General features: G+C 77.4%; 25 protein-coding genes and 1 tRNA gene. 12 read left to right on the top strand and 14 right to left on the bottom strand.

Features of this window, described 5'->3' with window-relative positions; genetic code table 11:
* Positions 1–49: 49 nt before the first annotated feature.
* Both FKM96_RS19575 and FKM96_RS19580 read left to right on the top strand, forming a co-directional pair.
* A complete protein-coding gene (locus FKM96_RS19575; protein WP_246855095.1) occupies positions 50–1,327 on the top strand; it encodes an MFS transporter in 1,278 nt (425 codons plus the stop codon).
* 48 nt (positions 1,328–1,375) lie between these two features.
* Positions 1,376–1,449, top strand: a tRNA-Pro gene (locus FKM96_RS19580).
* Between the two features lie 55 nt (positions 1,450–1,504).
* On the opposite strand, the gene FKM96_RS19585 is transcribed toward FKM96_RS19580, so the two are convergent.
* Together FKM96_RS19585 and helR are read right to left on the bottom strand one after the other, a co-directional pair.
* The gene (locus FKM96_RS19585; RefSeq protein ID WP_246855096.1) at positions 1,505–1,912 is read right to left on the bottom strand and encodes a YkvA family protein; all 408 of its coding nucleotides are present in this window, start codon (positions 1,910–1,912) and stop codon (positions 1,505–1,507) included.
* A gap of 136 nt (positions 1,913–2,048) precedes the next feature.
* On the bottom strand, positions 2,049–4,223 hold the full coding sequence (gene helR / locus FKM96_RS19590; protein ID WP_147796651.1) for an RNA polymerase recycling motor ATPase HelR: 2,175 nt from the start codon (positions 4,221–4,223) through the stop codon (positions 2,049–2,051).
* A 187-nt stretch (positions 4,224–4,410) separates the two neighbouring features.
* Here helR and FKM96_RS19595 point away from each other — a divergent pair, with 187 nt between their 5' ends.
* From FKM96_RS19595 to FKM96_RS19605, 3 genes are all read left to right on the top strand, one after another.
* Positions 4,411–5,112 (top strand): lactonase family protein, encoded by a 702-nt coding sequence (locus tag FKM96_RS19595; protein ID WP_147796652.1) that lies wholly within the window; start codon positions 4,411–4,413, stop codon positions 5,110–5,112.
* A 47-nt stretch (positions 5,113–5,159) separates the two neighbouring features.
* Positions 5,160–5,726, top strand: a complete 567-nt coding sequence (locus FKM96_RS19600; protein ID WP_147796653.1) for an adenylyl-sulfate kinase — start codon at positions 5,160–5,162, stop codon at positions 5,724–5,726.
* 95 nt (positions 5,727–5,821) lie between these two features.
* Positions 5,822–6,040, top strand: coding sequence for a DUF2945 domain-containing protein (locus FKM96_RS19605; protein WP_147796654.1), 219 nt, complete (start codon positions 5,822–5,824; stop codon positions 6,038–6,040).
* A gap of 8 nt (positions 6,041–6,048) precedes the next feature.
* Here FKM96_RS19605 and FKM96_RS19610 read toward each other — a convergent pair whose 3' ends face one another.
* The gene (locus FKM96_RS19610; protein ID WP_147796655.1) at positions 6,049–6,288 is read right to left on the bottom strand and encodes a hypothetical protein; all 240 of its coding nucleotides are present in this window, start codon (positions 6,286–6,288) and stop codon (positions 6,049–6,051) included.
* 340 nt (positions 6,289–6,628) lie between these two features.
* On the opposite strand from FKM96_RS19610, the gene FKM96_RS19615 reads away from it, so the two are divergent.
* Together FKM96_RS19615 and FKM96_RS19620 are read left to right on the top strand one after the other, a co-directional pair.
* Complete coding sequence (locus tag FKM96_RS19615; protein ID WP_147796656.1) at positions 6,629–6,970, top strand: hypothetical protein; 342 nt, start codon at positions 6,629–6,631, stop codon at positions 6,968–6,970.
* A gap of 54 nt (positions 6,971–7,024) precedes the next feature.
* A complete protein-coding gene (locus FKM96_RS19620) occupies positions 7,025–7,660 on the top strand; it encodes a DUF6226 family protein (protein WP_147796657.1) in 636 nt (211 codons plus the stop codon).
* Between the two features lie 19 nt (positions 7,661–7,679).
* Here FKM96_RS19620 and FKM96_RS19625 read toward each other — a convergent pair whose 3' ends face one another.
* The 3 genes from FKM96_RS19625 to FKM96_RS19635 form a co-directional block, all read right to left on the bottom strand.
* Complete coding sequence (locus FKM96_RS19625; RefSeq protein ID WP_168217056.1) at positions 7,680–8,360, bottom strand: bifunctional 2-polyprenyl-6-hydroxyphenol methylase/3-demethylubiquinol 3-O-methyltransferase UbiG; 681 nt, start codon at positions 8,358–8,360, stop codon at positions 7,680–7,682.
* Positions 8,361–8,424: 64 nt separating this feature from the next.
* Positions 8,425–8,805 (bottom strand): HNH endonuclease, encoded by a 381-nt coding sequence (locus FKM96_RS19630; RefSeq protein WP_147796658.1) that lies wholly within the window; start codon positions 8,803–8,805, stop codon positions 8,425–8,427.
* 67 nt (positions 8,806–8,872) lie between these two features.
* Positions 8,873–9,442, bottom strand: coding sequence for a TetR/AcrR family transcriptional regulator (locus FKM96_RS19635; protein ID WP_147796659.1), 570 nt, complete (start codon positions 9,440–9,442; stop codon positions 8,873–8,875).
* A gap of 82 nt (positions 9,443–9,524) precedes the next feature.
* Here FKM96_RS19635 and FKM96_RS19640 point away from each other — a divergent pair, with 82 nt between their 5' ends.
* Positions 9,525–10,772, top strand: coding sequence for an MFS transporter (locus FKM96_RS19640; protein ID WP_210417489.1), 1,248 nt, complete (start codon positions 9,525–9,527; stop codon positions 10,770–10,772).
* A gap of 70 nt (positions 10,773–10,842) precedes the next feature.
* Here FKM96_RS19640 and FKM96_RS19645 read toward each other — a convergent pair whose 3' ends face one another.
* The 4 genes from FKM96_RS19645 to FKM96_RS19660 are packed head-to-tail and all read right to left on the bottom strand — an operon-like array spanning position 10,843 to position 13,139.
* Complete coding sequence (locus FKM96_RS19645) at positions 10,843–11,067, bottom strand: dihydrofolate reductase family protein (protein ID WP_147796661.1); 225 nt, start codon at positions 11,065–11,067, stop codon at positions 10,843–10,845.
* An 18-nt stretch (positions 11,068–11,085) separates the two neighbouring features.
* The gene (locus FKM96_RS19650) at positions 11,086–11,682 is read right to left on the bottom strand and encodes a hypothetical protein (RefSeq protein ID WP_147796662.1); all 597 of its coding nucleotides are present in this window, start codon (positions 11,680–11,682) and stop codon (positions 11,086–11,088) included.
* Positions 11,679–12,749 carry a PEP/pyruvate-binding domain-containing protein gene (locus FKM96_RS19655; protein ID WP_147796663.1) on the bottom strand — a complete coding sequence of 357 codons (1,071 nt, stop codon included), beginning with the start codon at positions 12,747–12,749 and terminating at the stop codon, positions 11,679–11,681. Before FKM96_RS19655 ends, FKM96_RS19650 begins: the two co-directional genes overlap by 4 nt.
* 6 nt (positions 12,750–12,755) lie before the next feature.
* Positions 12,756–13,139: a hypothetical protein gene (locus FKM96_RS19660; RefSeq protein WP_147796664.1), complete on the bottom strand. Its 384-nt coding sequence runs from the start codon at positions 13,137–13,139 to the stop codon at positions 12,756–12,758.
* 143 nt (positions 13,140–13,282) lie between these two features.
* Between FKM96_RS19660 and FKM96_RS19665 the strand changes: the two genes are divergently transcribed.
* A complete protein-coding gene (locus tag FKM96_RS19665; RefSeq protein ID WP_147796665.1) occupies positions 13,283–13,630 on the top strand; it encodes a hypothetical protein in 348 nt (115 codons plus the stop codon).
* A 90-nt stretch (positions 13,631–13,720) separates the two neighbouring features.
* Here the strand turns inward: FKM96_RS19665 and FKM96_RS19670 are convergent, their stop codons facing one another.
* From FKM96_RS19670 to FKM96_RS19680, 3 genes are read right to left on the bottom strand one after another with little or no spacing between them, the layout of a single operon-like run.
* Positions 13,721–13,921 carry a hypothetical protein gene (locus tag FKM96_RS19670; RefSeq protein ID WP_147796666.1) on the bottom strand — a complete coding sequence of 67 codons (201 nt, stop codon included), beginning with the start codon at positions 13,919–13,921 and terminating at the stop codon, positions 13,721–13,723.
* A 48-nt stretch (positions 13,922–13,969) separates the two neighbouring features.
* A complete protein-coding gene (locus tag FKM96_RS19675; protein WP_147796667.1) occupies positions 13,970–14,956 on the bottom strand; it encodes a hypothetical protein in 987 nt (328 codons plus the stop codon).
* Positions 14,953–15,600, bottom strand: a complete 648-nt coding sequence (locus FKM96_RS19680; protein WP_147796668.1) for a SigE family RNA polymerase sigma factor — start codon at positions 15,598–15,600, stop codon at positions 14,953–14,955. Before FKM96_RS19680 ends, FKM96_RS19675 begins: the two co-directional genes overlap by 4 nt.
* A 79-nt stretch (positions 15,601–15,679) precedes the next feature.
* Between FKM96_RS19680 and FKM96_RS19685 the strand changes: the two genes are divergently transcribed.
* The gene (locus FKM96_RS19685) at positions 15,680–16,222 is read left to right on the top strand and encodes a DapH/DapD/GlmU-related protein (protein ID WP_210417316.1); all 543 of its coding nucleotides are present in this window, start codon (positions 15,680–15,682) and stop codon (positions 16,220–16,222) included.
* Between the two features lie 55 nt (positions 16,223–16,277).
* Here the strand turns inward: FKM96_RS19685 and FKM96_RS19690 are convergent, their stop codons facing one another.
* Positions 16,278–16,565: a helix-turn-helix transcriptional regulator gene (locus tag FKM96_RS19690; RefSeq protein ID WP_147796669.1), complete on the bottom strand. Its 288-nt coding sequence runs from the start codon at positions 16,563–16,565 to the stop codon at positions 16,278–16,280.
* Between the two features lie 68 nt (positions 16,566–16,633).
* Between FKM96_RS19690 and map the strand changes: the two genes are divergently transcribed.
* Both map and FKM96_RS19700 read left to right on the top strand, forming a co-directional pair.
* Positions 16,634–17,401 (top strand): type I methionyl aminopeptidase, encoded by a 768-nt coding sequence (gene map, locus FKM96_RS19695; protein ID WP_147797260.1) that lies wholly within the window; start codon positions 16,634–16,636, stop codon positions 17,399–17,401.
* Between the two features lie 98 nt (positions 17,402–17,499).
* Positions 17,500–18,192, top strand: coding sequence for a hypothetical protein (locus tag FKM96_RS19700; RefSeq protein WP_147796670.1), 693 nt, complete (start codon positions 17,500–17,502; stop codon positions 18,190–18,192).
* Positions 18,193–18,207 lie beyond the last annotated feature (15 nt).

Raw genomic sequence — 18,207 nt, forward strand, 5'->3', positions numbered from 1 at the left:
CGCCGGGCGCAGGCGACCCGGCGGGCGCGGAGCGGGACGGCGGCGCGCGGTGACCGCCACCGGCACGACCGCCACCGGCACCGCCGCCACACCCCGGGACCCGGTCCGGGCCGAGCCGGACCCGCGCGCGTGGCTCCGCGTCGCGGCGCTCATGTTCGCCGTCGCGTGGGGCGGCAACGAGTTCACGCCGCTGCTCGTGATGTACCGCGAGGTCAGCCACCTGTCGGCGCTCACCGTGAACGTCCTCCTCGGCGCGTACGTCATCGGCATCGTCCCGGCGCTGCTGATCGGCGGTCCGCTGTCGGACCGGTTCGGCCGGCGGCCGCTCCTGCTGCCCGCCGCGCCGCTGGGCGTCGTGGGGTCGCTCGTGCTCGCGCTCGGTCCGGCGTCCGTGCCGGCCCTCGCGGCGGGCCGGGTGCTGTCGGGGCTCGCGCTCGGGCTGGTGATGGCGGTCGGCACCACCTGGGTCGCGGAGCTGTGCGCGGCCACCGGGCAGCCGCAGGCGGGCGCGCGGCGGGCGTCGCTGGCGCTGACGTCGGGCTTCCTGCTCGGCGCGGGCGTCGCGGGGGCGCTGGCCCAGTGGGGGCCGTGGCGCACCGGGACCCCGTACCTGCTGCACGCCGCCGTGACCGTGCTGGCCCTGGTCGCGGTGCTGGCCGTCCCGGAGACGCACCCGGCCCGCCCGGCCGGGGCGCGTTCCCGGCTCCGCGACGACCTGCGGGTCCCGGCGGTCGGCCACCGGCGGTTCCTCCGGGTCGTGCTGCCCCTGGCGCCGTGGGTGTTCGGCGCGGTGGGCTCGGCGTACGCGGTGCTCCCCGGCCTGATGCGCGAGCACGCGGGCGGGGTGCCGATCGCGTTCTCCGCGCTGCTGACCGTGGTCACGCTGGCGGTCGGCTTCGCGGTGCAGTCGGTCGCCCGGCTCGTCGACACCCGGCACAGCGCCCGCGCCTCGGTGGTGGCGCTGGTGATCCTCGTCGTCGGGATGGCGCTGGCGGCGTGGGCGGCGGCGACGCTGTCGCTGCCGGTCGTGCTGCTCGCCGCCGCGGTGCTCGGCGCGGGCTACGGGCTCGCCCTGGTGGCGGGGCTGTCCGAGGTGCAGCGCATCGCCACGCCGGAGGACCTGGCGGGGCTGACGGCCGTCTACTACTCGGCGGCGTACCTCGGGTTCTTCGTGCCCGCGACGCTCGCCTGGCTGTCGACGCGCTGGAGCTACCCGGAGATGTTCCTGGCGGGGCTGGGCGTCGCGGTGGTCTGCCTGGTGGTGGTGGCGACGGCGTGGCGCGCCCATCTGCCGGCGGGGGACGGCGGCACCGTCCGGATACGGTAGAGTTTCCGAGGCTCCTGCGGGGGCCGCCGAGGTCCTCTCGAGGACCATCGGGCTGTGGCGCAGCTTGGTAGCGCACTTGACTGGGGGTCAAGGGGTCGCAGGTTCAAATCCTGTCAGCCCGACGTGGAAGCCCTGGTGGGAGAGATCCCACCAGGGCTTCGTCGTTCCCCCGGGCCGTCAGCCGGGCAGCCGCACCAGCCGCCGCACGGCCGCCAGCCCCTCGGGGGAGCCCGGCCAGTGCCGGTCGAGCGCCTCGGGTCCCGCGCGACGCACGACCGACCGCAGCACGAGGGCCACGACGAGCGCGTCGTCCGCCCAGCCGAGCACCGGGATCACGTCCGGCACGAGGTCGACCGGCAGCGCCAGGTAGCCGAGCAGCAGCCACAGCCGGACGCGCACCCCGCGCGGCAGCGCGCGGTCGCTCGCCAGCCGTCGGACCAGGCGCACCACGTCCGGCAGCAGCCGGAGCACCTCGCGCAGCCGCAGCTCGTCGGGGCGGGTCGCCCACAGCACGGCGACCAGCGCGAGCCACAGCATCAGCACGCCTCCCAGGACGCCGACCAGCGTCCACGCCCAGTCCGGCACGGCCCGTCAGCCGTCGATGCCGGGGCGGGTGGCCCCGCGTGCGTCGGCCATCGTGGGTCCCTCCAGAAGGGGTGGTGCGGGCAGGCGCCCGGCGGGGCGACGGTACCGCCCCGCCGCCGCGGCCGGGCGCGCCCGCTCACGTCCCGGTCAGCACCACCAGCCGCTGCGTGGCCCTCGTCATGGCGACGTACCGGTCGACCGCCCCGGTGACGCCGCCTCCCCAGCGCTCCGGGTCGACCAGTACGACGAGGTCGAACTCCAGCCCCTTCGCGCCCGCGGGCGACAGCGACCGGACCCGGGGCGCCCCGGCGACCTCCCGGTCGGCGCCGATCACGCACGCGACGCCCTCCGGGTGCTCGTCGAGCCACGTCCCGAGGAGCTCGTCCAGCTCGCCGACGGTCCCGTGCGCCACGGGCACCCCGGTGCTGCGGACCGAGGTCGGCACGTTCGCGTCGGGGAGCGCGGCCCGGATCACCGGCTCGGCCGCCGCCATCACCTCGGCCGGCGTGCGGTAGTTGATCGACAGCGACGCCACCACCGGGTCGCCCAGCCCGACGCGGCGCAGCCGCTCCGCCCAGGGCTCCGTGAACCCGTGCCGGGCCTGAGCCCGGTCGCCGACGACGGTCAGGCTCCGCGACGGCGACCGGCGCAGGAGCATCTGCCACTCCGCGTCGGACAGCTCCTGGGCCTCGTCGACGACCACGTGCGCGAACGGGCCGGCCAGCCGGTCGGTGTCGGTGCGGGCGTCCTCGGGGTCGCCGAGCAGCGCGTGCTCGAGGTCCGCGCCGCGGAGCATGTCGAGCATGCCCTCCTGCTCGCCGTCGCGGTCGGCGGCGATCAGGTCGTCGGCGACGCGCGCCCGGTACTCGCGCTCGGCCGCCGCCTCGGCCTGCCGGCGGTTCCGGCGCCGGGACGCCCCGGGGTCCCCGAGCCGGTGCCGGGCGGCGTCGAGCAGCGGCAGGTCGGCGTCGGTCCACGCCCGCGGGTCGCGGCGCTGCAGCAGGTCGACCTGCTCGGGTGCCAGTCCCGGCGCGCACAGCCGGAGGTACGCGGGGACGGACCAGAGGTCGGCCACCAGGTCCGCCGCGTCCAGGAGCGGCCACGCGCGGTTCAGCGCGGCGACCAGGTCCGCGTGCCGGCGCAGGGCGCGGCGGAGCAGGTCGTCGGGGATCTCGTCGTCCTGCTCGCGGGCCTGCTCCGCGAGCAGGTCCACCAGGGCCTCCTCGATCACGTCGCGGGCCTCGTTGTGCGGGGTGCCCGGGTCGGGCGCGCCGAACGCCTCGGCCCAGTCCTCGGGGCCGAGCCACAGGTCGGCCCACGGCGTCTCGACCAGCAGGCCGTCGGCGGGGGGCCGCTCGGAGAACCGCACGGCGGGCTCGATCGCGCGGACCAGGTCGAGGGTGCCCTTGAGGCGCGCGACCTCGGGGTCGGGCTCGGGCACCGCGGTGGCGCCCTCTGCCACGAGGTCGCGCAGCACGCAGGTCCGCGCGCCGTCCTCGCCGAGATTCGGCAGCACGTCGGCGACGTAGTCCAGGTAGGGCCGGCTCGGGCCGACGACCAGGACCCCGCCGCGGCGGTGGTCGACCAGCGGGTCGGCGTAGAGCAGGTACGCGGCGCGGTGCAGGGCGACGACGGTCTTGCCGGTGCCGGGTCCGCCGTCGACGACGAGGGTCCCGCGCGAGCCCGCCCGCACGATCGCGTCCTGGTCCGCCTGGATGGTCCCGAGCACGTCGCGCATCCGGGCGGTGCGGCTGGCGCCCAGGCCGGCGATGAAGGCGGACTCGTCGTCGAGCGCGGCGCCGGCGGCGTGCCTTGCGGCGCCGTACCCGGCGAGCACCTCGTCCCAGTAGTCGGTGACCCGGCCGCCGGTCCACCGGTACCGGCGCCGCGCCGCAACGCCCATCGGCCGGGCCCGGGTCGCGGCGAAGTACGGCTCGGCGGCGGGGGACCGCCAGTCGACGAGCAGCCGGCGCCCGTCGGCGTCGGTGAGCCCGAGGCGGCCGACGTACACGGGCTCGCCGCCGTCGTGCGGGGTGAGGCGGCCCAGGCACAGGTCCAGCCCGAACCGCCGCAGCGCGCGCAGGCGGCGCGTGAGCCGACGGACCTCGGCGTCGCGGTCGAGGGTCTGCTGGCCCCGGCCCGCGGGCTGCCGGCGCACGGCGTCGAGCCGTTGCGCGAGATCGGCTGTCGTCGCGTCGAGGGCGGCGGCGATCTCGGCGAACTGGCGCTCGTCGTCCGCGATCAGGGCGGGGTCGGCCTTGACGGCGAGGCGGTCGGGCAGGTGGAAGGCGGGGGTCGCGGTGGCGGTCACGGGGCTCCTCCGGGGCGCGCTGGGGGCGGTGCGCCGAGGATTCTGGGCCCGGGAGGGGGCCTTGCGGCAAGACCCCTGCCGCGCTATACGTTGAGAGTGGCGGAGGCGGCTCCCGCGACCATGGCTTAAGGTTCCCTGGGTCTCGCCTGTGTATGCACCAGGCACCTCGCCCCCGGAAGGTCTCCCCGTGCGCTTGCCGTCCCTCGCCGTGCCCGCTGCCGCCCTCGTCCTCGCGCTCGGCCTCGCCGGCTGCTCCGCGGACCAGCCGAAGGAGAAGGACCGCGAGCCCGCCGCCGGCGCCTCGGCCGCCGCGAGGGAGGCCGAGATGGGACCGCTCGAGGTCGACTACGAGGTCGAGGCGGTCGACTTCGGCGCCGCCGGTGCCGTCACCGCACCGGGCACGGCGTTCGCCCTCGGCCAGCCGGCGTGGCTGAACCAGACCGAGACCTACGGCGAGGACGAGGTCAGCGGCGGGGTCGGCGTGGCCGTGCTGCAGGTCAGCGAGCTCGACGCCGCGCTGTTCGACCAGTTCAGCAACGCCGAGGAGTTCGAGGGGTACACCCCGTACGCCGTGATCACGCAGCACCAGTGGCTGTACGACACCCCGGAGGGCTACGACCCCGCGACGGTCGACCTGTTCCCGCTCGACGCGACCGGCGCCGACACCGAGTACCTCACCAGCGGGTTCTCGCTGAACTCGCCCGGCGACTCGTGCGGCCTGCTGCTCCCGGAGTACGACGAGGAGAACCGCGTCCTGGTGTCGTGCTTCGTCGCGCTGGCCAAGGACGGCGCCGTCGTCACCTCGGCCGAGTACAACGGCGAGTCGTACCAGTCGTTCATCGCGTCGTCGGACAACCCGTACTTCCCGTCGCCCGTCACCTGGAAGTGACCGGCGAGGCGCGGCGGGGGACCGGCACCCGGCCGTAGCGTGAGGCCGTGACCTCCGCACCGGGACCCGGGAACCCGCCCGCCGCGCCGCCCGCCCCGGCCGCGCTCCTGCTGACCGGCACCGTCGGCGCGGGGAAGAGCACGACCGCCCACCACGTCGGCGAGCTGCTCGCGGAACGCGGCGTGCCGCACGCCGTGGTCGACCTGGACGAGCTGCGGCGCTCCTGGCCCGCCCCGCCCGGCGACCCGTTCCAGCAGGACCTGGAGCTGGAGAACCTGCGAGCGGTGGCAGCCGTCTACCGGCGGCGGGGCGCGTCGCGTCTCGTGCTGGCCGGGGTCCTCGAGGACCGGGCGTCCCGCGCGGCGTACGAGGACGCCGTCGGGGTGCCGCTGACGGTGTGCCGGCTGCGGCTGCCGGTCGAGGCCGTCCGGGACCGGCTCGACGCGCGGCACGCCGGGTACCCGTCGGTGCTCGCGTGGCACCGGCACCGCGCGGGCGAGCTGCACGCGATCCTGGAGGACGCGCGCGTCGAGGACGCCGTGGTCGACGTCGACGGCCTCGCGCCGGGCGAGGTCGCCGCGGCGGTGCTCCGGGCGGTGGGCTGGGACGCGTAGCCGCTCCGAGCCGTCGGGGGTCCTCGCCGTGCCGCCGCGCGCGCCGCGTGGTCGACTGGCGCGGACCGCACGTCGCCGAACGGGAGGACCGCACCATGGCCGAGCCGATCCACGTCGGGGACCGGGTGTCCTGGAACACCTCGCAGGGCCGCACGCACGGCACCGTCGTCGAGCGGCGCACCGCGGACTTCCAGCACGACGGCCAGAAGTTCACGGCGTCCGACGACGAGCCCGCCTACCTGGTCGAGTCCGAGAAGACCGGCGCCCGCGCGGCGCACAAGGGGTCGGCGCTGCGCCGGCTCGCCTCGGACTGACCCCCGGGTCAGCGCGACGCGAGCACCTGCGCGAGCCCGACCCCGGACTTCCCCGCGTACTCGACCCACACGGTGTACGCGCGGCCGGCGGCCTGGTCGCCGACCCACCGCTGCACCGCCGGCAGGTCCGGCGCGGCGAAGATCCGGAACTCCTCCGTCGCCCCGTAGGCGCCGACGAAGTCGACCCGGTACGTCGGCCGGTCGTCGACCTCGACCGCGTACCGCGGGTCGGTGTGCTCCGTGCGCATCGCGTCCTCCTCGCGTCGTGGGCCGGCGACCCCGCGGGGTGGGGCCATCGGCCGCGGCGGCGCCGTTGCCGCCGCTCCCGATGCTGCTCCTCGGCGGAGTCGCGTGGGCGGGCCGTTGGTCGCTGCGTGGTGTGCGGTGCGTCACACCGCGGCGGCGGGGCCTCGGTGTGCGCACGGGACCCGAGGCCGGGTCCGCGCGTCGCACCTGCGCGCCGGACCCGCACAGGATCGGCACAGGAACGGGCGGCGTCCGGCGCGGTCCGGCACCTACCGTCGGCAGGGATGCCCCGGTCCGGGCGTCAGCGCCCCGACACGGGCGCGGAGCGCGGGGGAGGACACGATGCGGGCAGGCCGGGGTCGAGCGGTGGTCGGGGTCGTCGTCGGGATCGGCCTGCTGGCCGTCGCCGGCTGCGCTGCGGGCGCGGACGTCGAGATCGAGAACCGCGCCGACGCGGACGTCTCGGTCCGGATCGGCGACGACGAGCAGACCGAGGTGTCGGACGACGGCGGCGCGCTGCTGCTCGACGTCACGGAGTGCTACGACGCGCCGGTGGTCGTCGCGTACGCCGACGGGCGGGTCGTGGAGCTCGACGACGCGCTGTGCCCGGGCGACCTGCTGCGGGTGACCGAGGACGACGTCGACCTGGTGCGCGCGGCGGACCGCGCCGATGCCGACGCGTAGCGTGCGACGGGTACCGGTGCGCCCCGCGCCGCCCCGGCGCCGAGGGAGGGGACCGTGCTGCTGACCGGCTACACGCGCCCGGACGTCCGCGCGCCGGAACCGCTCGACGCGGACGGCCGCCCGGTGCGGTACGGCGAGCGCTGGCCGGACGGCCCGCCGGCGGAGGCCTACGGCCGCGTCAGCCACCCGGAGCGGTTCGCTCCGCTGCACGCGGTCGCCGACGCGCTGGTCCGGCACCTGGTGGCGCGGTACGACGTGGACGCCACGGACGACCCGGCGTGCGCCGGCGACGTGCGGGTCGGGCTGCCGGAGGTGGCGCGCGCGGTCCGGCTCGCCCCGCGGCGGCCGGCCGCCGCGGCGCTCACCGTCGTGTGGACGGCGTTCCCGGGCGTCGTGCTGCACGCAGGTCTGCTGCAGGACTTCCCGTTCCCGGTGTGCGGCTGCGACGCGTGCGACGAGCCGTGGCCGCGGGTCGCGGGCGACCTCGAGTGGCACGTCGGCGTCGTGGTCGGCGGCGGGTACCGGGAGTGGGCGACGGCCCGCTCGACGGGCTGCACGCTGCGGGGGGACGACCGGGGCGGCGGCGGCACCACGCCCGCGCTGGACCGCGCGGAGCGCCGGCGCGCGCGGGAGGCGCGCGACCGGCTCGCCGCGGTGCCGGACGGCTGGGCGGCCTGGCCGCGGCGCTGACCGGCGCGGCGGGCGGCGCTCAGGCCGGCGCGCGATGCACCAGCGTGTACCGCCAGAACAGCCTCCGGCGCACCCGGGCCCCGGGCAGCAGCCGCGCCGCCGCCGCGCGCACGTCGGCGAGCGTGGCCTCGGGCTCCCGGGTCGGCGCGGCCATCGCCACCCGCGAGGCCGCGGCGCGACGGCCGAGCAGCAGGCCCACCACGAGGTTCGCCGGGACCGCGAGCAGCGACACCGCCCGGTCCCGGCGCGTGGCCTCGCGGTAGCAGCCGACCACGACCAGCACCCCGCCCGGCCGGAGCAGCGCGCGCCAGCGGGTCAGGGCCTCGGCCATCGGCAGGTGGTGCAGCACCGCGACGGCGGTGACGGCGTCGTAGCCCCGGTGGCCGGCGCCCGGCGGCGGGGGGTCGAGGATCAGGGGGTCGAGGCGCAGCGCGTCCGCGACGGCGAACGTGGCGCCGGGGTGTCCCGCCGACAGCGCCCGCGCCGTGGCCACCGTCGGCCCGTCGGCGTCGACCCCGTGCGCCGCAGCCCCGCGTGCGGCCAGCGACCGCACCAGCCCGCCGGTGCCGCAGCCGACGTCGAGGACCCGCGCGGGACCGCGGGGCACCTGGCGCAGCACCCAGCGGCGGTAGGCGTCGTTGTGGCTCCACGGGTGCGCGGCGTTCACGCGGTCCAGCCAGCGGAGCAGCGACGACGGCACCCGCCCACCCTGGCACGGACCGGCCCGCCGGCGGGCGCGAACCGCCTGGGCCGAACCGTACGTGTCAGCGGCGCAGCCGCCGCAGCTGCGCGGCCACGTACGCCCGCGCCCGGCGCTGCCCGCCCCGCTCCGAGATCGCCGCCGCGAGGGCGTCGAGCGAGCGCGCCACCGCTGCGGCGTCCGGGTCCCACCCGCGCCGCCCGCACTCCTCGAGCCACTCGACGACCCCGCGGTGCCCGCGCTCGGCGTTGCACCGGCGGCAGGCCGGCACCTCGTTCTCGAGCCACGACGGCCCGCCCTTGGCCCGGGGGACGAGGTGCTCGCGGGTCGGCGGCACGAGCGGGCCGAACGCGCGCCCGCACCAGACGCACCGGGCACCGTCGCGCTCGACCGCGAGGCGCAGCCGCTCGGCGCGCGGGGCGCGACGCGGGCCGGCGGTGGTCATGCGCCCGACGGTACGTCCGGCGCGGCGCCGGGGCGCGGCCGACCGCAGACGCGGGCGGGTCCCGAGGTCAGGTGCGGTCGGAGAGGCCGTGCACGATCGCGTGCACGGTCGCGGCCACGAGCGCCCGGTCGGTGGGCGCCGCGTCGAAGCTGCGGTGGATCGGCCAGCCCTCCACGAGCACGTCGAGCGCGCGGCACACGTGCTCCGGGAAGTGCCGGGACAGGCTCTCGCGGCTCCGCAGCACCCAGTCCCGCGCGAGCGCCCGGACCTCCGGGTCGTGGTTGGCGTACGCGTACATCTCGAAGATCAGCGTCATCTCCCGCTGGGACGCGTACGCCGGCCCGCAGATCAGCTCGACGACCGCGGCCTCCGCCTCCTCGCCGTCCCGCGCGTCGACGAGCGTCCGGCCGTAGAACGCCGACATCGCGTCGACGAGCCGGGCGAAGGCCGCACCCAGGATGTCGTCGAGCCCGGAGAAGTAGTAGGTGAGCGACCCGAGCGGGACGCCCGCGCGCGCCGCGATGCGCCGGTGGGTGGTGCCGTGCACGCCCGCCTCGGCGACGACGTCCAGCGCGGCGTCGAGGATGCGCTCCCGACGCCCCGGGTCGTTGGGGACCTCCCGCCGCGTGCCGCTCACCCGCCCATCTTCCCCGACGGACGCGGACCACGAAGTGTGTACGCTTGTACAGTCTTGCTCAGCCGCCCGAGGAGCCCCACCCGTGCCCGCCAGCCTCACCGCGCGCCGGAACGCCCTGTTCCTGCTGTTCTTCCTTCCCGGCCTCACCATCGCGTCCTGGGTCACCCGGACGCCGGACGTGCGCGACCTCGTCGGCGCCTCGACGGCCGAGATGGGGCTGATCCTGTTCGGGCTCTCCGCCGGGTCGATGGTCGGCATCCTGTCGTCGGGCGCCCTCGTCGCCCGACGGGGGACCCGTCCGGTCATGCTCGCGGGCACCATTTCGGTCGCGGTCGGCGCCGCCGTGATCGGCGTCGGTGCGGCCCTCGGGTCGGGGCCGCTCGTCGCGGCGGGGCTGGCGCTGTTCGGGCTCGGCATGGGCGGCGGCGAGATCGCGCTCAACGTCGAGGGCGCGGAGGTCGAGCGCGGGCTCGGGCGGTCGACGATGCCCGCCATGCACGGCTGCTTCAGCCTCGGGACGGTGGTCGGCGCCGTGGCCGGCATGGTCCTGACGGCGGTCGGGTTCCCGGTCGTCGCGCACCTGGCCGCGGTCGCGGTCGTCGTCGCGGTCGCGCTGGTGCCCGCGATCCGGGTGATCCCGGCGGGCGTCGGTGTGCGGGCGCCCGCGGCCGGCGTGCGCGCGGACGGGGGAGTCGTCGCGGCGCGGCGCCCCGTGTGGCGCGACACCCGCCTCGTCATGATCGGCGGCATCATCCTGGCGCTCGCGCTGGCCGAGGGCACCGCCAACGACTGGCTGCCGCTCGTCATGGTCGACGGCCACGGGTTCGACGCCGCCCTGGGCTCCGCGGTGTACGCGGCGTTCGCCGCGGCGATGACGCTCGGCCGGTTCGTCGGCGGCCGGTTCGTCGACCGGTTCGGCCGCGCTGCCGTCCTCGCCGTCAGCGCGGCCGTCGGCGCGGTCGGGCTGGCGCTCGTCATCTTCGTCGACCACCAGGCGGTGGCCGCGGCGGCCGCGGTGCTGTGGGGCCTCGGCGCGTCGCTGGGCTTCCCGGTCGCGCTGTCGGCGGCCGGCGACACCGCGGCGCCCGGTGAGGACGCGACCGCGCGCGTGTCCCTCGCGGCGACCATCGGCTACGTGGCGTTCCTCGTCGGCCCGCCGGCGCTCGGCTTCCTCGGCGACCACTTCGGGCTCCGGCACGCGCTCGTCCTGGTGCTGGTCCTCGTGGCCGCGGCGACCTTCCTCACCCCGGCGGCCCGCACCCCCGCCCGCGGTGGCGCGACCGACCCGGCGGCGGACCGCCCGGCCGAGCGCGCTGACCTGCCCGCCTGACCCGTCCGACCCGCGGGAGGGGGACGCCCGCGGGTCGGGCGGACGTCCCGGACGGCCCCGCCGCGGGCCGTCAGGCGTCCGGGCGGGGTGCCGCCCCGGCGTACTCCGGCCGGCCCGCGGGCTCGTACGTCTGCACGGTGACCCCGCCCGGCGTCGTCGTGGACCGCACCAGCGCCAGCCGGAGGTCCGGGCCGTCCTGCGGGAACAGCCGGACGCCCTGGCCCACGACCACCGGGTAGACCAGCAGCGTCACCCGGTCGACCAGGCCGTGCGCGAGCGGCCACCGGACCAGCACGACGCCGGGCGACCGCGGTCAGCGCTCCCGGCCGAGGGTGGCGAGCAGGTCCTCGTGCAGCTCGAACCAGACGCGGTGCGCCGAGTCGCGGTCGGTCGCCGCGATCCACGACGGGACCTCCCGGGCCCGGTCGACCGCGTCGGCGAACCGCGCGCGATAGCCGACGAACCGGGGCAGCCCGGCGCCGAGCCGGGCCTCGACCAGGGCGAGCCCGCCGGCGGCGCCGTCGAGGTCCCGCAGGACCTCCACGAGGTCCGCCGGGGGCCGCGCCAGTCCGAGCTCGGTGAGCTGCCAGCGGGTGCAGGCGCCGACGACCCGGTCGTTCCACGGCAGGAACGCGTCGAGGACGGCCTGCACCTCCGCGCGCATCCCGAGGGCGTCGAGCTCCGCCGCGAGCAGGCGCTCGCCGCGGGCCCGTCCGCGCTCGGTCAGCGACCAGTCGTCCGGGCCGGCGAAGGGGACGCGGGCGGCGAGCCCAGCGGCCTCCGCGTCCAGGAGCGCGTCCTCCGCGAGGGTGCGGGGCAGGCCGGTGCGCGAGACGACCTGACCGGGGTCCGCCACGCCGCGCACCCGCAGCGCGTGCAGCACCGCGAGCAGAGCGCCCTGCCCGTTCACGACGCCGCCAGCCGGACGGTGCCCGCCGTCCCGTCGACGACCACGGGCGCGCCCTCGGGCAGGTCTCGCGCGCCGCGGACCCCGGTGACCGCGGGGACGCCCAGCTCGCGCGCGACGATCGCGGCGTGCGACAGCAGGCCGCCGACCTCCGTGACGACCGCGGCGGCGCGCGCCAGCGCGGGCGTCCAGGCCGGCGAGGTGGCCCGGCACACGAGCACCTCACCCGGCCGGAACCGGGGGAGGTCGTCGAGGCCGCGCAGGACGCGGACCCGTCCGCGGGCCGCCCCGGGGGCGGAGGGGGTGCCGACGGCGAGCGCCGCTCCCGCGACCCCGGACCCGCCGGTCCCGGGCCGCGGGCCGGGGACGGCCGCGGTCCAGGCGGTGATCGGCCGCGCCTGGAGCGTCCAGACCGCGCCGTCGGCGTCCACCGCCCACTCGACGTCCTGCCCTCCGCCCAGCAGGCCCTCGACGCGCTCGGCGACGTCCGCGACGGCCCGGACGCGGCCCGGGTCGAGGACGCCGTGGCCGCGTTCGACGTGCACGGACCGGCCGGGGTCGACGTGCCAGCGCTCGGGATCGGCGTCGCCGGAAGCCAGCCGGTCCGCGAGACCGGGCACGGCTTCCACGACCGTCGCCCGCGCGCCGGTGACCGGGTGCCGGGTGAAGGCCACGCCCGCCACGGCCGGCACGAGCATCGGCTGGACCAGCACCGCGACGCCGCCCCCGGTCGGTGCGCCGAGCGCCGTGGCGTAGGTGGCGGCCGCGGCGGTCGCCGCCGCGACCTCGCGCACCGCCGCCACGACGTCGGCGGCCCGGACGTGCAGGAGGGTGCGGAACTGCCCCGCGTACGAGGAGCCGGGCGCGTCCTCCACCGCGGCGGACGACCGCACCGCGAAGGTGTCGCCGCCGAGCGCGCGCAGGTGGCCCGGGAGATGGCGCGGCCACCCGGCGTCGCCGGCCCGGGGTACCACCACGCCGTCGGGGACCCGGAAGCCCGCCGCGAGCAGCCTCCCGAGCGTGCGGGCCTTGGCGCCGCTCTCCGGGCCGGCGTCCCGGAGGGTGACCACCCCCCGTCACGGCCGGTCCGCGCGCGACAGCACCCGGGCCATCCGCTGCTGGGCCGCCTGCCCGGAGCCGAGGCCGAGGGCGGCCGCGATCTCCTGGAAGGTGAGGCCGGCGGCGCGGGCCGAGAAGAGCAGCGCCGCCTCGACCTGGTCCAGCTCCGCGCGCGCGGCCCCCAGCAGCCCCAGGCCGGCCGCGACGACGTCCGCGCCGACGGCGGGGTCGGCCGCTCGCCACGCGGCGAGGCGCACGAGGTCGCCGTCCCCCGACGGCTGGGCGGGGTGCTGCCACGGGCGTGCGGACAGGTCGTTGCCCCCGGCGCGGCGCAGGACGGCGCGGTGTGCGTCGAGGGCGGCGGCGCGGGTCTGGTCGTCGGGGCATGGTGGCCATCCCACGACATCAACGGCGTGTTGTCAACGAGATGTTGATCCAGGCTCTCGCGCTGCGGCGGGGCGGGCGCCGCTCGCCGTCCGGGTTGCCCGGAACGGGAACCCGCGCCACGATTCCGGCACGCGCCGCCGGAGCCGAGGAGACCACCGTGACGTTCGACCCGTGGGGCCTGGTCAGCATCGTGGTGATCTTCGGGGTGGTGCTGCTCACCCGGGTCGTCGTGCGCCGTGCGACCGCGAGCCGCCAGCCGGACTACCGCGAGGAGGGGCGGCGCATCCGGGACATGACGCCCGCGTCGAAGGCGGTCGCGGTCCTCGCCGGCGTCGCGCTGGTCGGCGTGGTGGTGACCCGGTCGCTCGACCCGGTGCCCGGGCTGTTCTGGGTCTGCGTGGCCGTCGTGATCGGGTGCGGGCTGGTCGTCGCCGTCAGCGAGTACCGCCGCGTGCGGCGCGACCCCCGGCTGCCGGAGTACCGCGGGGAGCGGCCGCCGACCTGACGGGGCCGGGCTGAGCGAGGGCTCAGTCCTCCGCGCCGACGCTCGTCGCCGTGATCAGCCGGACCCGGAGACCCCGGCGCTCCTGCGTGCTCACGTCCGCCGGCCCCGCTCGCGCAGCCACAGGACGAACAGCGCGACCGCGCACACGGCCACCACCGCGCTCGACACGGCGGCGACGCGCTCGCCGTCCGCGATCGACCACCCGCAGCCGAGCACCCCGAGCACGAACATCGCCGCCGCGAGGACCAGCATCCAGCCGGCGGGGACGCGGCGCCCCACGACCTGAGACATGCGTCGAGCGTGGCAGAGGACGGGGCGGGCCGCAGCGGGAGCGCCGGGCTACGGGATCTCCGGATGCGCCGCGAGGTACGCCTCCGCGACGGGGACGACGGCGCGCATGTGCGCGAGCCGCGCCTCCAGCTCGGCGCGGAACATCAGCAGCACCGGCGCCTGTGCCGCCGCCTCGGCGTCAGCCATCCGCGGCACGAAGTCGACCTCGGCCTTGCACCGGACGTCCGTGACGGCGAGCGCCACGCTCTCCCTGTCCCACCGGCTCGTCGACGCCCCCGCGACGGCGTAGCCGCCGTCGCCGCCCGCGGGCTCGAGGCCGTGCTCGGCGAGGCAGGCGGTCCAGTCGGCGACCGCGCTGCGGCTCGCCTCGGACGCCACCGCGACCTCGTGCGCCTGGCCCAGCGCGTCCGCGAGCTCGTAGCTCCCGTCGGTCTCGGGGCTCATCGCCCGGACGGTCTCCGACCTGCCGCAGTCCTCCCAGACCGACATCGGCACGTCGGCGTCCACCGCACCGGCGGCGCGGCCGCCCTCCGGGGGGACCGCGTAGCCGTACTCCTGCGCCTCCGCGAGGTCCCACACGCCGAAGGTCCGGTCGCTGTGCGGGTCGCGCGGGAGCGCGGTCTCCCACGCGATCGGGCGGCCGACCTCCGCCTCGGCGCAGCGCTTCATCTCCCAGGAGCGCGCGAGCCAGACCGTCGCCCACTCCTCGGCCGTGAGGTCGTACCGGGCCAGCGGGTACGTGATCGTCCCCGCGACCGGGTCGACCTCGGCGTGCAGGTCGGCCTCCGGGATCGTCGGTGAGGGGGAGGAGGTGCCCGCGGGCTGGAGGTCGGCCGGCACGGCGTCGAGGGCGCGCACGCCGGACCACGCGCCGGTGAGGACGAGCGCCGTCGCCGCCAGCACCGCGCCGCCGCGCGCGAGGCGCCGGCGCCTGCCCCCGCGCACGACCGCGGCGACGTCGACGGACATCGCCGGCATCTCGGCGTCCGCCCGGGCCCGCAGGGTCCGGGCCAGGTCGTCGTCGCGGGCGCTCATCGGTCGCTCCTGTCCCGGGCGCCGCCCGCGTCGGTGTGGTCGGGGGCGAGGACGACGCGGAGCGCCGCCATCGCCCGGGAGGCGGTCGACTTCACGGTCCCCGCGCTGACGCCCAGGTCCTCGGCGACCTCGGCCTCGGAGAGGTCGAGGAAGTGCCGCAGGACGACGACCCGGCGCTGCCGCGGGGTCAGCGTCGCGAGCGCCCGGACGAGCTGGTCGCGGTCGCCGGTGCGGTCGCCCGGTGGCCGGCCGTGCAGCGGGGTGCTCTCGGGCGAGACCTCGTCGGGCGGCACCAGCACCTCCCGCCGCCGACGGCGCCAGTGGTCGACGCGCAGATTGGCGAGCACCCGGCGCGTGTAGCCGAGGGGGTCCCGCTGCCGCACGTGGCCCCAGCGGCTGTAGGTGCGCACGAGCGCCTGCTGCACGAGCTCCTCGGCCTGGTGCCGGTCCCCGCAGAGCAGCCACGCGGTGCGCAGCAGGTCGGCCTGGTGCTGCCGGACGAACTCGGTGAACTGCCGGTCGCGGTCGAGGGCGACGGGGGCGACCTCGTCGGCGGCGGCGCCGGGGGCGGCCGGTGCCGGTGGCGCGTGCCCGGCGGCCTCGAACCTCTCGCGCAGGAAGTCCACGCCGTCCGCGCTGCTCATCGTGGTCACACCGTAGAAGACGCAGCGGCGCGCGGTTCGGTTGCGTCGGGGTCCGGGGTGCCCGCGGGATGATCGCGGGGTGCCCGGTGACCTCCTCCTGCGGATCCACAGCCCCGAGTCCCGGGCGATGTCCGAGCGCGTGCTGCGCGCGACCGAGCTGACGTCCCGGCTGAACGTCCTGCCGTTCGACGACGAGGCGGGGCGGGCCGCGCTGCTGGAGCGGATCCTCGGCCGGCCGGTGCCGGACGGCGTGACGATCTACCCGCCGTTCTTCACCGACCACGGTCTGAACCTGGACCTCGGCGAGCGGGTGTTCGTCAACCAGAACTGCACGTTCCTCGACTACGCCGGCATCCGGCTGGGGTCGCGGGTCATGGTCGCGCCGAAGGTCACCTTCATCACCGTCGGCCACCCCGTCGACACCGACGACCGGCGCGTCTGGCTGACCGGCGGCCCGATCGACGTCGGGGAGAACGTGTGGATCGGCGCGGGGGCGACGATCCTGCCGGGGGTGACGATCGGGCGGGACGCGGTGATCGCGGCGGGTGCGGTCGTGGCCGAGGACGTGCCGGAGCGGAGCCTCGTCGCCGGCGGCAAGGCGGTCGTGCGCCGGACCTGGTGAGCGGCACCCGCGGCGGCGCACACCCGGGCGGTGCGCCCCGGCGCGGCCCCGGAGGTCAGGACGCGATGCGCGCGGTGCCGGCCACGAGCGCCGGCTCCTCGGTGCGGCGCAGCTCCGCCCACACCGCGTCGAGCGACAGCCCGAGCACCTCGGCGACGGCCGCGACCGTGGGGAAGGCGGGCGTCGCGACCCGTCCGGACTCGATCTTGCGGAGCGTCTCGGGGGACACCCCGGCGTCGAGTGCGACGGCGAGGACCGTGCGCTCGCCGCGGGCCTGGCGCAGCAGCGCGCCGAGCCGGCGGCCGCGCTCGACGTCGTCCGGGGTGAGCGGGAGCCTGACCATGCTCGGGATTCTAGTACCGGGATAGTATGGACGGGATAGTTATCCGCAGGATGCTGGAAGGCCGCACCATGATCGAGATCCTCAGCCCCGCCGAGCTGGACCGCGCCCGCGCGACCGGTGCCCTGGTCGCGTCCATCCTGCGCACCATGCAGGAGCGCAGCATCGTCGGGACGAACCTGCTGGAGATCGACCGGTGGACGAGGGCGATGATCGCCGACGCCGGGGCCGAGTCCTGCTACGTCGACTACGCGCCGTCGTTCGGGCGCGGGCCGTTCGGCCACTACATCTGCACCTCGGTCAACGACGCCGTGCTGCACGGCAAGCCGCACGACTACACGCTGGCCGACGGCGACCTGCTGACGCTCGACCTCGCGGTGTCGCTGGACGGGATCGTGGCCGACTCCGCCGTGAGCTTCGTCGTCGGGAAGACCCAGCCGGCCGAGAGCCTGGCGCTGATCGAGGCCACCGAGCGTGCGCTGGCCGCGGGCATCGCCGCCGCGGGGCCGGGTGCGCGCATCGGCGACCTCTCGCACGCGATCGGCACCGTCCTCACCGACGCCGGGTACACCGTGAACACCGAGTTCGGCGGGCACGGCGTCGGGTCGACGATGCACCAGGACCCGCACATCGCGAACACCGGCCGGGCGGGGCGCGGCTACACCCTCCGGCCGGGGCTGCTGCTGGCGATCGAGCCGTGGGTCATGGCCGACACCGACGAGCTGGTCACCGACGCCGACGGCTGGACGCTGCGGAGCGCGACCGGGGCGCGGACCGCGCACAGCGAGCACACGGTGGCGATCACCGAGGACGGGGTCGAGGTCCTCACGCTGCGCTGAGCCGGAGCGCCACCGCAGCGTGGACGTCGTGTGCGCGTTCCCGGTGCGTCCTGCGGAACGCCCGCGACGCCTCACCGGCGCGTCCTAGCGTCGGCCGCATGGGGATCCTGGTCGAGCCGGACCCGGGACGGCCAGCCGACCCGGACCGCGCCAGGCTGCTGCACCGCTGGTCACGGTTGCTGCGGTGGGCCGCGGCGACGGCCCTGGCACTCCCGGTCCTCGCCGCCCGGTGGGCGGCGGACGTCCCGGAGCCGGTCGTCGTCGGGTCGGCGGTCGTGGCCCCGGAGCTCGTCGGCCCGGTGCTCGCCCTGCTCGGGACGGTCCTCGCGCTCAGCGGCGCCGCGGCGGGCCTCGCGGCGCGCGAGGCCGGTGCCCCGCCGGGCAGCCTCCGGTGGATCGTGCGGTGGCCGGTCAACCTGGGCAAGGCGGCGCTGCTCGGCGCCGGGTGGGTCGGCGCCGGCGTCGCGTTCCTGCTCGGTGTGGCAGCGGGCGACGCGCGGGTGCTGGAGCCCGTCAGCCCCGCCGGGTGCCGCGTGGTCGCGGTCGAGCACGCGTACAGCGGGGTGTCGCTCTTCCTGGTCCCCGGAGGGTCGTTCCGCGCCCGGTCCGCGGATCTGGTCCGCGCGGCGGGCCACGCGCCGGTCTCGCTCGGCACGTACGACCTCACCTGGGACGGCGAGGTGGGGGAGCTGGTCCTGCGCGGGGTGCTGTCGTACCCGTCGGACGCCGAGCCCGCGCGCGCCACGGTCGACTGCACCGGGGCCGGTCGCGGTGGACGTGTGCGCGAGTGACAGACCGAGACTGCG

It is taken from the genome of Cellulomonas sp. Y8, from assembly GCF_008033115.1.
Lineage (GTDB): Bacteria > Actinomycetota > Actinomycetes > Actinomycetales > Cellulomonadaceae > Cellulomonas.

Excerpts from the sequence above, each read along its gene's own strand:
- FKM96_RS19690 (WP_147796669.1), bottom strand. The coding sequence starts at position 16,565 with ATGGTCAGGCTCCCGCTCACCCCGGACGACGTCGAGCGCGGCCGCCGG.
- FKM96_RS19675 (WP_147796667.1), bottom strand. The coding sequence starts at position 14,956 with ATGAGCGCCCGCGACGACGACCTGGCCCGGACCCTGCGGGCCCGGGCG.
- FKM96_RS19700 (WP_147796670.1), top strand. The coding sequence starts at position 17,500 with ATGGGGATCCTGGTCGAGCCGGACCCGGGACGGCCAGCCGACCCGGAC.
- FKM96_RS19670 (WP_147796666.1), bottom strand. The coding sequence starts at position 13,921 with ATGTCTCAGGTCGTGGGGCGCCGCGTCCCCGCCGGCTGGATGCTGGTC.
- FKM96_RS19610 (WP_147796655.1), bottom strand. The coding sequence starts at position 6,288 with ATGCGCACGGAGCACACCGACCCGCGGTACGCGGTCGAGGTCGACGAC.
- FKM96_RS19630 (WP_147796658.1), bottom strand. The coding sequence starts at position 8,805 with ATGACCACCGCCGGCCCGCGTCGCGCCCCGCGCGCCGAGCGGCTGCGC.
- map (WP_147797260.1), top strand. The coding sequence starts at position 16,634 with ATGATCGAGATCCTCAGCCCCGCCGAGCTGGACCGCGCCCGCGCGACC.
- FKM96_RS19605 (WP_147796654.1), top strand. The coding sequence starts at position 5,822 with ATGGCCGAGCCGATCCACGTCGGGGACCGGGTGTCCTGGAACACCTCG.
- FKM96_RS19680 (WP_147796668.1), bottom strand. The coding sequence starts at position 15,600 with ATGAGCAGCGCGGACGGCGTGGACTTCCTGCGCGAGAGGTTCGAGGCC.
- FKM96_RS19615 (WP_147796656.1), top strand. The coding sequence starts at position 6,629 with ATGCGGGCAGGCCGGGGTCGAGCGGTGGTCGGGGTCGTCGTCGGGATC.